General features: G+C 64.3%; 14 protein-coding genes. All 14 read left to right on the forward strand.

Annotation, left to right across the window (positions count from 1 at the left end; genetic code table 11):
• The first annotated feature begins 1 nt into the window (after position 1).
• The 14 genes from thrC to GUY30_RS07545 all read left to right on the forward strand — a co-directional run bounded on the left by thrC (position 2) and on the right by GUY30_RS07545 (position 13,961).
• A complete protein-coding gene (gene thrC / locus GUY30_RS07480) occupies positions 2-1,087 on the forward strand; it encodes a threonine synthase (RefSeq protein ID WP_167195749.1) in 1,086 nt (361 codons plus the stop codon).
• A 2-nt stretch (positions 1,088-1,089) separates the two neighbouring features.
• A complete protein-coding gene (gene thrB / locus GUY30_RS07485) occupies positions 1,090-1,992 on the forward strand; it encodes a homoserine kinase (protein ID WP_167195752.1) in 903 nt (300 codons plus the stop codon).
• Between the two features lie 224 nt (positions 1,993-2,216).
• Positions 2,217-4,244 (forward strand): transcription termination factor Rho, encoded by a 2,028-nt coding sequence (rho, locus tag GUY30_RS07490; RefSeq protein ID WP_167195755.1) that lies wholly within the window; start codon positions 2,217-2,219, stop codon positions 4,242-4,244.
• Positions 4,241-5,320 carry a peptide chain release factor 1 gene (gene prfA / locus GUY30_RS07495; RefSeq protein ID WP_167200786.1) on the forward strand — a complete coding sequence of 360 codons (1,080 nt, stop codon included), beginning with the start codon at positions 4,241-4,243 and terminating at the stop codon, positions 5,318-5,320. The genes rho and prfA overlap by 4 nt, the downstream gene beginning before the upstream one ends.
• Positions 5,321-5,393: 73 nt before the next feature.
• The gene (locus GUY30_RS07500; RefSeq protein WP_266096063.1) at positions 5,394-6,359 is read left to right on the forward strand and encodes a N5-glutamine methyltransferase family protein; all 966 of its coding nucleotides are present in this window, start codon (positions 5,394-5,396) and stop codon (positions 6,357-6,359) included.
• Positions 6,319-6,969 carry an L-threonylcarbamoyladenylate synthase gene (locus GUY30_RS07505; protein WP_167195758.1) on the forward strand — a complete coding sequence of 217 codons (651 nt, stop codon included), beginning with the start codon at positions 6,319-6,321 and terminating at the stop codon, positions 6,967-6,969. Before GUY30_RS07500 ends, GUY30_RS07505 begins: the two co-directional genes overlap by 41 nt.
• Positions 6,970-8,079 (forward strand): MraY family glycosyltransferase, encoded by a 1,110-nt coding sequence (locus tag GUY30_RS07510; protein WP_167195761.1) that lies wholly within the window; start codon positions 6,970-6,972, stop codon positions 8,077-8,079.
• On the forward strand, positions 8,076-8,522 hold the full coding sequence (locus GUY30_RS07515; protein WP_167195764.1) for a Cg1360 family ATP-synthase-associated protein: 447 nt from the start codon (positions 8,076-8,078) through the stop codon (positions 8,520-8,522). Before GUY30_RS07510 ends, GUY30_RS07515 begins: the two co-directional genes overlap by 4 nt.
• Positions 8,523-8,785: 263 nt before the next feature.
• Positions 8,786-9,598 carry a F0F1 ATP synthase subunit A gene (gene atpB / locus GUY30_RS07520; protein ID WP_228281799.1) on the forward strand — a complete coding sequence of 271 codons (813 nt, stop codon included), beginning with the start codon at positions 8,786-8,788 and terminating at the stop codon, positions 9,596-9,598.
• A gap of 81 nt (positions 9,599-9,679) precedes the next feature.
• The gene (atpE, locus tag GUY30_RS07525; protein ID WP_039210675.1) at positions 9,680-9,904 is read left to right on the forward strand and encodes a F0F1 ATP synthase subunit C; all 225 of its coding nucleotides are present in this window, start codon (positions 9,680-9,682) and stop codon (positions 9,902-9,904) included.
• Between the two features lie 19 nt (positions 9,905-9,923).
• Entirely contained in the window at positions 9,924-10,475 is a 552-nt protein-coding gene (locus GUY30_RS07530) for a F0F1 ATP synthase subunit B (RefSeq protein ID WP_039210678.1), read from the forward strand.
• Positions 10,475-11,281 (forward strand): F0F1 ATP synthase subunit delta, encoded by an 807-nt coding sequence (locus GUY30_RS07535; protein ID WP_167195767.1) that lies wholly within the window; start codon positions 10,475-10,477, stop codon positions 11,279-11,281. Before GUY30_RS07530 ends, GUY30_RS07535 begins: the two co-directional genes overlap by 1 nt.
• Before the next feature lie 81 nt (positions 11,282-11,362).
• Entirely contained in the window at positions 11,363-12,997 is a 1,635-nt protein-coding gene (gene atpA, locus GUY30_RS07540; RefSeq protein ID WP_167195770.1) for a F0F1 ATP synthase subunit alpha, read from the forward strand.
• A 31-nt stretch (positions 12,998-13,028) separates the two neighbouring features.
• Positions 13,029-13,961, forward strand: a complete 933-nt coding sequence (locus GUY30_RS07545; protein ID WP_098730992.1) for a F0F1 ATP synthase subunit gamma — start codon at positions 13,029-13,031, stop codon at positions 13,959-13,961.
• The last annotated feature ends 19 nt before the right edge of the window (positions 13,962-13,980 follow it).

A 13,980-nucleotide genomic window follows, 5' to 3' on the forward strand; every position in this document is an offset into this window, starting at 1 on the left:
AATGAACTACCCCAGACACCAGTGGCAGGGCGTCGTCGAGGAATACCGCAGCCTCCTCGACATCTCCGCTGACACTCCCGCAGTCACCCTCGGAGAGGGCGGGACCCCGTTGATCAAGGCGGAGAAGCTCAGTGCGCGCACCGGTGCTCAGGTGTGGGTGAAGTACGAAGGCCTCAACCCGACCGCCTCCTTCAAGGACCGCGGCATGACGATGGCGATCACGAAGGCCGTGGCTCACGGTGCCAAGGCCGTCATCTGCGCCTCGACGGGCAACACCTCGGCCTCTGCAGCCGCCTATGCCACGAAGGCCGGACTGACCTGTGCGGTGCTCGTGCCCAGCGGCAAGATCGCGCCGGGGAAGATGAGCCAGGCCATCGCCCACGGGGCGACTCTGCTCGAAGTCGACGGAAACTTCGACGACTGCCTGACGCTGTGCCGGAAGCTCTCCGAGTCCTACCCGGTCCACCTCGTCAACTCGGTCAACCCCGATCGCATCGAGGGCCAGAAGACCGCGGCCTTCGAAATCGTCGACGTCCTCGGCGACGCCCCCGACATCCATGCGCTGCCCGTCGGCAATGCCGGCAACATCACGGCGTACTGGAAGGGCTACAACGAATACCGTGAACACGGCATCTCCAAGCGGCTGCCGCAGATGTGGGGCTTCCAAGCCGCCGGAGCCGCACCGCTGGTGCTCGGTCACCCGGTCGACGAACCCGATACGGTGGCGACCGCCATCCGCATCGGCAACCCCGCCAGCTGGACGCAGGCGGAGACGGCGCGTGACGACTCCGGCGGCCTCATCGATTCGGTCACCGACGACGAGATCCTCGCCGCCCACAAGATCCTGTCGGGCGAAGAGGGCATCTTCGTCGAACCCGGTTCGGCCGCCTCGGTGGCGGGACTGCTGAAGATGGCCGACGCCGGCCGCATCCCGGCCGACGCGACGATCGCCGTCACCGTGACCGGTCACGGACTCAAGGACCCCAGCTGGCCCCTGCATACCGCAGACGGCTCCGATATCGAAACCAAGCGCGTCTCCGTCGACGCAGTCAGCGCCGCACGTGCCCTGGGACTCGAGGACAGCTGAGCGTGCGCGTCCGACTCGAGGTCCCGGCCACCTCGGCGAATCTGGGGCCCGGCTACGACTCGTATGGGCTGGCGCTCGACATCGTCGATACCCTCACCCTCACCGTCCATGACGCAGCGGTCGATCCTCACCGCTGCGTCGAAGTGACGGGGGAGGGCGCGGACGTGCTGCCCCGGGACCGCTCGCACCTGATCATGCGGATCATCGGCGAAGTGCTCGACGCGGAGTTCCCTGATGTCGCAGCCGAGCTGAAACCGCGTCTGACGCTCGAGTGCGTCAACCGGATCCCCCATTCCCGCGGCATGGGCTCATCGGCGGCAGCGGTCGTCGCCGGGATCGGCCTCGCAGCCGAACTCGGAGCCTGGTCGACCGGAGCGGAACTGAGCCTCGATCGGATCCTCGAGATCGCCACCGCCGTCGAAGGGCATCCCGACAATGCCGCGCCCGCGATCTTCGGCGGACTCACCGTCTCCCTTTCCACGCCCGTGAAGTCGTGGCAGGTGCCCGTGCGCACCCTCGAGACGGTCACGGTTCTCGTGCCCTCCTTCCGCCTCGACACCGAGGTCGCGCGGGGGCTCATCCCCGCGGGCATCGATCATGCGATCGCGGCAGACAACTCAGCCCGGGCCGGCCTGCTCGTCCACGGGCTGAGCAACGACGCGGACGTGCTCTTCGACGCCACCCGCGATCAGCTCCATCAGGAGTTCCGTCGCAGCGCCTATCCGGAGTCGATGGCGCTGGTCGACACGCTGCGCGCCGAGGGACTTCCGGCCGTCATCTCCGGAGCCGGACCTACGGTGCTCGTCCTCGCCGAGGCGGTGCCCGACACACTCGTCCCGGCAGGCATCGACGTTCACCGCACGGCGATTGACCTCGACGGTTATCGCGTGAGCCGAGAAAATTGAGGAAACGATTCGCCAGATCGGCTGCGAACAAGTAGACTGTGGGTGTTCCGACAGGGCACGGCTTCCCGCTGTTCTTCACAGATCCGTCGCCGATGTCATACATTCTGGAACATCTCCTGCTCAGTCTTTAGCAGGTTTTCTTTCACAACGCACCGTCAATGGTGTTTCCGTCGCCGTGAGCAAACGGCACATGCCGCACGGCCGAAAGAGGGAGAAGGACCTTCGTGTCTGAAACCACCACTCAGGATTCCACCCCGCGCACAGGCAGCCTCACAGCGCTGCGGCTGCCTCAGCTCCAGGAAATGGCCGCCGGTCTGGGAATCAAGGGTTACCGTCGTCTTCGCAAGAGCGAACTGATCGACGCCATCAACAGCCACTCGGGCGGATCCGCTGAGACGAAGTCCGCCCCCGCCGAGAAGAAGTCCGCGCAGCCGGCCGCCAAGGCCGAGAAGCCGACGGAGAATCAGGACGAGAAGAAACAGGAGTCGACGACTCGTCGCTCCTCGCGTCGTTCTGCCGCTTCCGCGTCCGAGGATGCACCGGCGCTCATCATCGAACCGACTTCGGACTCCTCGTCGGACAACGAATCCGGCGCTGCTCAGTCCGGGGGAGCACACTCCGACGAGACGAGCAGCGACCAGGATCGTCAGCGCTCCCGCCGCAGCCGTTCGCGTTCCCGCGGCGCTGATGCCCCGGGCGAGAGCCGCGACAGCAGCGGTGAGGAATCGCCCGAACGCGGCGGCCAGGATCGCTCCGGCAACCAGGATCGCTCCGGCGATCAGAACCGCTCCGGTGACCAGGACCGCTCGGACCGTGACCACCGCGGTGGACGCGACAACGATCGTCGCGGCCGGAACAACGATCGCTCCGACGACAACCGCGGCGGCAATGACCGCAATGGGGGCAACGGCCGGAACAACAACGACCGGGACGGCGGCAACGATCGCGGACACCGCAATGATCGCGGCGGCAACAACGATCGTCGCAATCGCAGCAACGACGATGACGACCGCGGCAACAACCGACGCGGTCGAGGCCGGGACCGGAAACGTCGCGGCCGCGGCAACGACGAGCCGGACATCCGCAACGACGATGTGCTCATCCCCGTCGGCGGCATCCTCGACGTCCACGACAACTACGCCTTCCTCCGCACCTCCGGCTACCTGCCGGGACCGAACGACGTCTATCTCTCGGCTTCCATGGTGCGCAAGAACGGTCTGCGCAAGGGTGACGCCGTCGCCGGCGCCATCCGTCAGCCGCGTGAGAACGAACAGCGCGGCAACAAGCGCGAGAAGTTCGATGCTCTCGTCCGCCTCGACTCCGTCAACGGACTCACCGTCGACGATGCTCGCAGCCGCGTCGAGTTCTCCAAGCTGACTCCGCTCTACCCGCAGGATCGTCTGCGCCTCGAGACCACCTCGAAGCTGCATTCGACCCGCCTCATCGATCTCATCACCCCGATCGGCAAGGGCCAGCGCGGACTCATCGTCGCCCCTCCGAAGGCCGGCAAGACGACGATCATGCAGCAGATCGCCAATGCGATCACCGAGAACAACCCCGAAGCGCACCTCATGGTGGTCCTCGTCGACGAACGTCCCGAGGAAGTCACGGACATGCAGCGTGCGGTCAAGGGCGAAGTCATCGCCTCGACCTTCGACCGCCCGGCCGACGACCACACCACTATCGCCGAACTCGCCATCGAACGCGCCAAGCGTCTCGTCGAGATGGGCTCCGATGTGGTCGTGCTGCTCGACAACATCACTCGCCTCGGTCGTGCCTACAACATCGCGCAGCCGGCATCCGGCCGGATCCTCTCCGGCGGTGTCGACGCCAATGCGCTCTACCCGCCGAAGAAGTTCTTCGGTGCGGCACGCAATATCGAAGGCGGCGGCTCGCTGACCATCCTGGCCACGGCCCTCGTCGAGACCGGTTCGAAGATGGACGAAGTCATTTTCGAAGAGTTCAAGGGCACCGGCAACATGGAGCTGCGTCTGAGCCGTCAGCTCGCCGACAAGCGCATCTTCCCGGCCATCGACGTCAACTCCTCAAGCACCCGTCGCGAGGAGATGCTCATGACCAATGAAGAGACGAAGGTCATGTGGCAGCTGCGCCGACTGCTCTCGGGACTCGAGCAGCAACAGGCCGTCGAACTGCTCATGTCGAAGCTCAAGGAGACCGGCTCGAACGTCGAGTTCCTCATGCAGGTCCAGAAGACGACTCCGCTGCCGAAGTCGTCGACCGACAACAGCTGAGATGGTCGACGAACACCCTCACGACCAGCGTCAGCGCACTGCTCGATGAGCATGCCCGGGTACAGGAGGAACTCTCCGATCCCGCGGTCCACGCTGACGCCGGCCGGGCCAAGAAGCTGACCAGGCGGTACGCGGAACTCGACAAGGTCGCCGCGGCCGCCCGGCACTTCGCCCAGCTCGAGGCCGACCACGCAGCCGCCGTGGAACTGGCCGACGACGCCGACTTCGCCGCAGAGGCCAAGCGACTGTCCGCAGAGATGGAAACGGCCGAGGGTGAGCTCAAGGATCTCCTGGTCCCTAGCGACCCGGACGACTCCCGAGACGCGATCATCGAGATCAAAGCCGGCGAAGGCGGAGACGAATCCGCACTGTTCGCCGGTGATCTGCTGCGGATGTATCAGCGGTGGATCGATGCGCGGGGCTGGTCGAGCCAGATCCTCGACGCCACCCATTCGGACCTCGGCGGATACAAAGACGTCAGCATGGCTGTCAAGGCCAAGAACGACGGCGCCTACGGCTGGGTGAAGTTCGAAGGCGGAGTGCACCGAGTCCAAAGAGTCCCCGTCACGGAGTCACAGGGGCGCATCCACACCTCCGCGGCCGGTGTGCTCGTCTTCCCCGAGGTCGATGAGCCCGAAGAGGTCCAGCTGGACGAACACGATCTGCGCATCGACGTCTACCGCTCATCCGGCCCCGGCGGGCAATCCGTGAACACCACGGACTCAGCCGTGCGCATCACCCACCTGCCGACCGGAATCACCGCGAGCTGCCAGAACGAGAAGTCCCAGCTGCAGAACAAGGACGCAGCGATGCGCATGCTCCGCGCCCGGATCCTCGCCAAACAGGCGGAGGAGGCCGCAGCGGAAGCCGCGGACATTCGCCGTTCACAGGTGCGCACCGTCGACCGTTCGGAACGCATCCGCACATACAACTTCCCGGAGAACCGGATCACCGATCACCGCACCGGTTACAAGGCCTACAACCTCGACCAGGTGCTGGCAGGCGACCTCGATCCCGTCATCGGCTCCTGCCGAGACGCCGACAAGGCCGCTCGCCTCGACGCACTGGGGGACTGAGCTGGACACCGCCAGGCCGACCCGCGTCTACGACATCCTGCGTGGGGCCACCCATCTCTTCACCGAGGCAGGAATCCCGAGCCCCGAAAGCGATGCGCTCGAACTGCTCGCCCACGCGTGGGAGATCGATCGGGCAGCTCTGAGCCGCCGCCGTCTCTTCGACGATCCCGTACCGGTGATTGTGAGCTCGCGATTCGCCGAACTGTGTGATCGGCGCCGGCAGCGAACACCGCTGCAGCATCTCACCGGCATCGCCCACTTCCGGCACCTGGAGCTGCAGGTGGGACCCGGAGTCTTCGTCCCCAGGCCGGAAACCGAGCTGCTGGCAGGCGCTGTCCTGACCGAACTGTCCGAGCTCGACTCGACGCCGAAGACCGCCGAAGTCCGACGTCCTTTCGTCATCGACCTGTGTTCCGGATCGGGAGCAGTCTCCCTGGCCGTCGCCACCGAATTCGACGGCGTCGACGTCGTCGGAGTCGAACGCGAACCCACCGCCCTCGATTGGTCATTGACGAACCTCGAGCACAGCCGCCTCGGCGAGTCGACTGTCGAGTTCATCCTCGGTGATGCGACGACGATCGCCGAGGCGCGACCCGATCTGCGCGGATATGCCGACATCGTCGTGACTAACCCGCCCTACGTTCCCGATTCCGCGGTGCCGAGGGATCCGGAGGTCGCCGACCACGACCCCGCGGCCGCTCTCTACGGTGGGGATTCAGGTCTGGAAGTACCGGGGCTCATCATCCTCGAAGCCGAGCAGCTGCTGCGACGCGGCGGACTATTCCTCATGGAACACAGCGAGGAACAGGGCGCCGGCGCACGGGAACTGCTGGCAGCCACGGCCAGTCTGAGACACCCCCGCAACCTTCCAGGACTACACTGGACGCGACCGGTATACGGTGGCACGCCGCGAGGCGTAGGAGACCGCGGAGACGAATCCGTGCCCCGCACCGCTCAAACACCGAGACCACAGCCCGAACATTCGAAACGGAGAACTCGTGTCGAGACGATTCGACGTCAGCCAAGCCGAAATCCGTGAGCTCGTCTTCGACGAGTGCGCGCGAGTCGTCGACACAGGCAACCTGCTCGTCATCCCCACCGATACCGTCTACGGAATCGCCGCCGATGCCTTCAGCGCTTCGGCCGTCGCTGCCCTGCTCGGCGCCAAGGGCCGCGGCCGAGACATGCCGCCTCCGGTCCTCGTCCCGCGTGCGGAGACCATCTTCGGTCTCGTCGACGGGGTGGACGAGACCGTGCTGGCACTGACCGCGAAGTTCTGGCCCGGACCGCTGACGATCATCGCCAACGCCCAGCCCTCCCTCGATTGGGACCTCGGCGACACCCACGGAACCGTGGCCGTGCGCATGCCCGATGACGAGTCTGCACTGGCACTGCTCGGTCGCACCGGGCCGCTGGCCGTGTCGAGCGCCAATATCTCCGGACAGCCCGCCGCCCAGACCGCCGACGAAGCGCAGGAGATGCTCGGCGACGATGTCGACATCTATGTCGACGGGGGAGTGCGCGAGTCGGGAATGTCGTCGACGATTGTCGACCTCAGCGGTGACGTGCCCCGTATCCTGCGCCGCGGCCCGATCTCCGCCGAGGAGCTGCGCGAGATCGTCCCCGAGCTCATCGACCTGGACGGCTGAGTGCGCGCCTATCTCTTCATCCTCATCGTCTCCGCCCTCGTGGCGTACCTGCTGACCCCAATGGTCAAGCGGGTCGCCGAACGAGGAAAGATCTTCTCACCCTTACGCGACCGCGACGTCCATTCCGTCCCGACGCCGAGGCTGGGGGGAGTGGCCATGTTCGGCGGGCTCCTCGCCGGGCTGATCTTCGCCTCCCAGATGCCGTTCCTCAATCGGATCTTCGTCGAACTGGGACCGATCATCGGCATCGCCGGAGCAGCCGGACTGCTCTGCCTGCTCGGAGTCATCGACGACATCTGGGACCTGCATTGGATGGCGAAGCTCGCCGGCCAGGCTCTCGCCGCGGGCTTCATGGCGATCAAGGGCGTGGCCCTGCTGTCGATTCCCTTCGGCGGCGTCATCATCGGCTCACCGCGGATGTCGATCATCGTCACCGTCCTCGTCGTCCTCGTGACCATCAACGCGGTGAACTTCGTCGACGGGCTCGACGGGCTCGCCGCGGGCGTCGTCGCCATCGGCGGAAGCGCGTTCTTCATCTACTCCTACTGGCTGGCCCGTGACGCCTCACCGGAGTCCTACGCGAACCTCGCCTCGCTCATCATCGCGATCCTCGTCGGTGCCTGCCTCGGCTTCCTGCCGCACAACTTCAACCCGGCCAGGATCTTCATGGGCGACTCAGGGTCGATGCTCATCGGCCTGCTGCTGGCCGCTTCGACGATCAGGGTCACCGGTCAGGTCGACCCGGCACTGATCGGCCAGGAGCGAGCGTTCGCCACCTTCATGCCGATCATCCTGCCGATCGCTGTGATGTTCCTGCCGCTGCTCGACCTCGGACTGGCCGTGGTCCGCAGACTGCGTGCCGGGCAGTCTCCGTTCTCCGCCGATGCGAAACACCTCCACCACCGGATGCTGCGCCTCGGGCATTCCCATGCTCGCGCGGTACTCATCCTCTACACCTGGACGGCGCTCATCGCCTTCGGTTCCGTGCTCCTTCTGTTCCAGGGCTGGCTGTTCTCCGCCTGCGTCATCGGCGGTCTTGCGGCCATCACCCTGATCTTCACCTTCTATCCCCTTCGCATGCGTCAGAAAGCCAGAGAGGAAATCTCGTGACCGATCCGATACCGCGCCAAGAGACCGAAGTCGAAGCAGCCTGGACCCGTGTGTGGAGGACGCTGCTCATCCGCGGCATCATCCTCGTCCTCGTCGTCGCTGCCCTCGGAATGGGCATCGGCTGGCTGGTCTCGGGGATGACGGGACTCGTCGGCGGCGCCGTCGGCGGGGGACTGGCAGCAGTCTTCATCATCATCACCCTCGTCATCATGTATCTGGGACGGAACATGGGGCTGACCGCGATCGCCGGGTTCTTCGGGCTCGGGTTCCTGTTCAAGGCCTTCATCTTCATGATCGTCATCTGGCGCATCAAGGACGCGACTTGGCTCGACGGCACGGTCGCCTTCTTCACGATCGTCGTCGCCGTGATCGGTTCGTCTCTCGTTGAAGCGATCACCGTGGTCAAGGGACGCGTCCCATACGTCGATCCGGAAGCTCGATAGGCGAGCAGAGGCTCGTCTGCGGACCCATCCGAGACACGTGGAGGGGTGCTGCGCATGATGAATGACGTGTCGTATAAAATCGTTGACAGAAATTGCACAGAGAAGCCTGATGAATTTGTCGGTGACTCTCTACAGTTGGTAGAGTAGTCCCGGTGCTTGGGCGGATCTTCGCCCTTTGTCGCTCCTGAACCTCAAGCCTCGCCTTCAGTGCGGGGCCAAGGCCAGGCCATCAGGGCCCTTGACCATGGGAGAGTAGTAAAAACGTGGGAACACTCAACGCCGCGAACACAACAGTCAGTGCTGCAGAAGGCGGCTTCCACGCACCGTCGATGGCTGAGTTCTTTCCAGCCTCGTTCCTCTTTGAGGGCACACCGTTCGAAATGAACCGCGTGATGCTCATCCGCATCATCGCCACCGTCGCAGTCGTTGTGCTGCTGGCCGTCTGGGCCAAGCGCATGAAGCTCATCCCGACCCGCTTCCAGTCGAGCATGGAGCTCGCCATGGAGTTCGTGACCGTCGGCATCGCCGAGGACACGATGGGCAAGGAGAAGGCCAAGAAGTTCATGCCGCTCATCGTGGCGATCTTCTTCGGCATCCTGTTCTGGAATGTCACGAAGCTCATTCCGTTCCTCAACATGCCGGGCACCGGCGTCATCGGCATGCCGATCGTGCTCACCCTCGTGGTCTATGTGACCTACCACTGGGCCGGCATCGCAGAGAAGGGCCTCGGCCGCTACCTGAAGGATTCGCTCATCCTGCCCGGCGTTCCGCCGGCCATGCACATCCTGCTCATCCCGATCGAGTTCATCACGAAGTTCGTCACCCAGCCGTTCACTCTGGCGATCCGACTCTTCGCGAACATGATGGTCGGCCACCTCCTGCTCGTGCTCTGCTTCTCCGCTACGAGCTTCTTCCTCTTCGACGCCGCGAACGGATTCCAGTTCTTCGGCATCGTCACCTTCGCCGGCGGCATGTTCGTCTTCATCCTGGAGATGCTCATCGTCGTGCTGCAGGCCTACATCTTCGCTCTTCTGTCCTGTGTGTACATCAATGCCGCGATCTCGGACGAACACTGAGATCGCACCCCTAGATCCGTAACTCACGAGTTGCACGGTCGGGCCAACCACCCGGCTTCATTATGAAAGGAAAAGCATCCTATGGATATGCTCGCCGCAGTTGAAGGTAGCGTCTCGACGATCGGTTACGGCCTCGCCGCAATCGGCCCCGGTGTCGGTGTCGGCATCGTCATCGGCAAGACCATCGAAGGAACCGCCCGTCAGCCCGAGATGGCCGGCGCCCTGCGCGGAAACATGTTCCTCGGTATCGCTCTGATCGAGGCCCTGGCCCTCATCGGTATCGCCACCCCGTTCTTCCTGCCCTGATCTCGAAGAGGACTGAAAGATGACTCCGGTAAACATCGTCGCCTCCGCGGAGAACCCGCTTCTCCCGGCGCTGTACGACATCGTCTGGAGTGCCGTCTGTCTGCTGATCGTCTTCCTGGTTGTCTGGAAGTACGTCCTTCCCGCCTTCAACAAGACCCTCGACGAGCGCGCTGAGCGCATCCAGGGTGGAATTGAGAAGGCTGAGAAGGTGCAGGCCGAAGCCGATCAGGCTCTGGCCGAGTATCAGAAGCAGCTCGCCGACGGTCGTGCCGAAGCTGCACGACTGCGCGCCGAGGCTCAGGAAGAGGGCGCCCAGATCATCGCCGACATGAAGGCTCAGGCTCACTCCGAGGCTGATCGCATCATCGCTCAGGCACAGACTCAGATCGACGCCGAACGTCAGTCCGCCATGGTGCAGCTGCGTTCCGAGGTCGGCACTCTGGCCACGGACCTGGCTTCGCGCATCGTCGGTGAGTCCCTCACTGATGACCAGCGTTCGGCCAACGTGGTCGATCGCTTCATCTCCGATCTCGAGTCCAACTCGTCCGCACAGCCGGTCAAGGGGGCGTGATGCTCCAGTCGAGCAGATTGTCCCTGCAGGCCGTCCTCGAGACCGCGAACTCCGAGATCTCCGGGGGAGACCCCCGACAGATCGGTGAGGAGACTCTGGCAGTCGTCGGCATCCTCGTCGAGAATGTCAGACTGCGCAAGGCTCTGGCAGACTCCTCCGAGTCGGCCGAGAGGAAGCAGCAGCTGCTGCGGACTCTGTTCTCGACTCGGATCACAGATGCGGTTCTGCGCATCAGCGATAACGCAGTCAGCCGCCGCTGGGCGCGGACCCAGGACCTCGTCACCAGCCTCGAAGTCGCCGGTGTGACAGCGGTTGCCGCTGCCGCACAGGCAGATGGGCAGCTGGGGCAGGTCGAAGAGGAGATCTTCCGCTTCGCGCGTCTGCTGGAATCCAACCACGAGCTGTCGCGCGCGCTTGACTCGCAGGCGACAGACGAGAGCAAGCGTGCCCTCGTCTCCGACCTGCTGGGCGGCAAGGCACAGCCAGACACCATCAAGCTGGTCGAACAGGCTGCTCTGCACCCCCGCGGACTCCGCGTGGCGAAGGCACTCGACCAGTACAGCGATATCCTCGCCGCCCGTCAGCAGCGGTCGGTTGCAGACGTCACCGTCGCCAGACCCCTGAACGAAGCGCAGACCGAAAGGCTGCAGGCGGCATTGTCGGCCAGCTATGGTCGCGAACTCGTCCTCAATGTCCAGGTCGATCCCGAGGTCCTCGGGGGAGTCCGGGTGCAGGTCGGCGACGAGATGATGAACTCGACCGTGGCCGATCGACTGGCCGATGTGCAGCGCAAGCTCGCAGGTTGACACTAGTGGCCGGCTTCTCCGGCATCGGCGGCCCACCGGTCGCCGGACGCAAGATTTGAGTAAAGGAAGCAGGGAAACCAGATGGCGGAACTGACAATTCGCCCGGAAGAGATCCGGGACGCTCTCGGGAAGTTCGTTGACTCGTACAACCCCGCGAGCTCGGAAAAGACCGAGGTCGGCAAGGTCGTCACCGCTGGTGACGGTATCGCTCACGTTTCGGGACTGCCCGGCACCATGGCCAACGAACTCCTGCGGTTCGAAGACGGCACCCTGGGCCTGGCGCAGAACCTCGACGAACGCGAGATCGGCGTCGTCATCCTCGGTGAGTTCTCCGGAATCGCCGAAGAACAGAACGTGTACCGCACCGGCGAGGTCCTCTCGATTCCGGTCGGCGACGGCTACCTCGGCCGTGTCGTCGATCCGCTGGGTCGCCCCGTCGACGGCCTCGGCGACATCGAGACCGTCGGTCGTCGTGAGCTCGAGCTCCAGGCCGCCGGCGTCATGGACCGCCAGGAAGTGCGCGAGCCCCTCCAGACCGGCTACAAGAGCATCGACGCGATGATCCCGGTCGGCCGTGGACAGCGTCAGCTGGTCATCGGTGACCGCAAGACCGGTAAGACCGCTCTGGCGATCGATACGATCATCAACCAGAAAGCCAACTGGGAGACCGGAGACCCGAAGAAGCAGGTGCGCTGCATCTACGTGGCCGTCGGCCAGAAGGGCTCGACCATCGCCGGCGTCCGCCGTTCGCTGGAAGAGGCCGGTGCGCTGGAGTACACGACCATCGTGTCCTCGCCCGCCTCGGACCCCGCAGGCTTCAAGTACCTGGCTCCTTACTCCGGTTCCGCCATCGGTCAGCACTGGATGTACGACGGCAAGCACGTCCTCATCGTGTTCGACGACCTGTCGAAGCAGGCTGAGGCCTACCGCGCCGTGTCTCTGTTGCTGCGTCGTCCGCCGGGCCGTGAAGCATACCCCGGTGACGTCTTCTACCTGCACTCGCGTCTGCTGGAACGCTGCGCGAAGCTCTCCGATGAGCTCGGCGGCGGTTCGATGACCGGTCTGCCGATCATCGAGACGAAGGCGAACGACGTCGGCGCGTTCATTCCGACCAACGTCATCTCGATCACCGACGGTCAGATCTTCCTGCAGTCCGATCTGTTCAACGCCGGTCAGCGTCCCGCTGTCGACGTCGGTGTGTCCGTGTCTCGAGTCGGTGGTGCCGCTCAGACGAAGGCTCTCAAGGGAGTCTCGGGCACGCTGAAGATCTCGCTGGCTCAGTACCGTTCGCTCGAGGCATTCGCGATGTTCGCATCCGACCTCGACGATGCGACCAAGCGCGATCTGGCCCGCGGTGCGCGCCTGACCGAACTGCTCAAGCAAGGTCAGTACGCTCCGATGCCGTTCGAGAAGCAGACCGTGTCGATCTTCGCCGGAACCAACGGCTACCTCGACGAGATCCCGGTCGACGATGTGCTCCGCTTCGAGACCGAACTGCACGATCACATCGAGCGCAAGACCGGCATCTTCACGACCATCCGTGAGACGCTCAAGCTCGACGATGATACGACCGAAGAGCTGAAGAGCGTCCTGGCCGAGTTCACGCAGAACTTCGCCAGCTCGGACCAGAGCGGGTCGAAGGCCGGCAGCGAAGACACCGCAGCCGCGTCCTCTGACGAGGTCGAGCAGGAGCAGATCGTTCGGCAGAAGCGTTGAACCTGTTCCGTAACGGCGAAAGGAAGAACTGATGGGAGCCCAGCAGAGGGTCTTCAAACAGAAGATCCGCTCGACTCAGTCCTTGAGGAAGATCTTCAAGGCGATGGAGCTCATCGCTGCTTCGCGGATCCAGAAGGCCATTGCCCGCTCGCAGGCCGCCAGCCCGTACGCGAACGCCCTCACCCGGGCCGTGTCGGCGGTGGCCAGCGAGTCGAACGTCGACCACGTGCTCACCACCGAGTCGGACAACGTCAAGCGAGCCGCAGTGCTCGTGATCGGTCCGGACCGCGGCTTCGCCGGTGCCTACTCGGCGAACCTGCTGCGTGAGGCCGAGGAGCTCGTTCGGCTCCTGAAGGGCGAAGGCAAGCAGGTGGAGCTCTTTACGGTCGGAGGCAAGGCCAAGAACTACTACACCTTCCGCGATCGCAAGATCGAGAAGTCTTGGACAGGAATCTCCGAGAATCCGACGGCTGAGGTCGCCCGCGAGATCGGCGAAGCGCTGTTGGAGAACTTCGATCCGGAGGCCGAGAACTCGGGTGTCGATGAGATCTACATCGTGTTCACGAAGTTCGTCTCGAGCGTCACACACGATCCGGAATACCGGAGACTGCTGCCGCTGGAGGTCGTCGACGCCGATGAGGCGACGACAGGCGGACAGTCCGCAGGTTCGACCGATGCATCCGCGTTCCCTCTCTATGAGTTTGAACCGAGTGCAGAGGCTGTCCTCGACGCACTGCTGCCGCGGTACATCGATTCGCGCATCCTGTCGGCCCTGCTGAGCGCTTCGGCCTCGGAGCAGGCATCACGTCAGGCAGCGATGAAGACGGCCACGGACAACGCGGATGATCTCATCAAGACCTACACCCGGTTGGCCAACACGGCTCGCCAGGCGGAAATCACCCAGGAACTCACCGAGATCGTCGGTGGGGCGGATGCCCTCGCGGCATCGGCAGCCGGCGACTGACCGGCGAGAGCAGAGAGAA

It is taken from the genome of Brevibacterium pigmentatum (assembly GCF_011617465.1).
Classification (GTDB): domain Bacteria; phylum Actinomycetota; class Actinomycetes; order Actinomycetales; family Brevibacteriaceae; genus Brevibacterium; species Brevibacterium pigmentatum.

Bases quoted from the DNA above. Each gene is read 5' to 3' on its own strand.
- GUY30_RS07535 (WP_167195767.1), top strand. From the start codon at position 10,475: ATGCTCCAGTCGAGCAGATTGTCCCTGCAGGCCGTCCTCGAGACCGCG.
- thrC (WP_167195749.1), top strand. From the start codon at position 2: ATGAACTACCCCAGACACCAGTGGCAGGGCGTCGTCGAGGAATACCGC.
- atpA (WP_167195770.1), top strand. From the start codon at position 11,363: ATGGCGGAACTGACAATTCGCCCGGAAGAGATCCGGGACGCTCTCGGG.
- GUY30_RS07545 (WP_098730992.1), top strand. From the start codon at position 13,029: ATGGGAGCCCAGCAGAGGGTCTTCAAACAGAAGATCCGCTCGACTCAG.
- GUY30_RS07530 (WP_039210678.1), top strand. From the start codon at position 9,924: ATGACTCCGGTAAACATCGTCGCCTCCGCGGAGAACCCGCTTCTCCCG.
- atpE (WP_039210675.1), top strand. From the start codon at position 9,680: ATGGATATGCTCGCCGCAGTTGAAGGTAGCGTCTCGACGATCGGTTAC.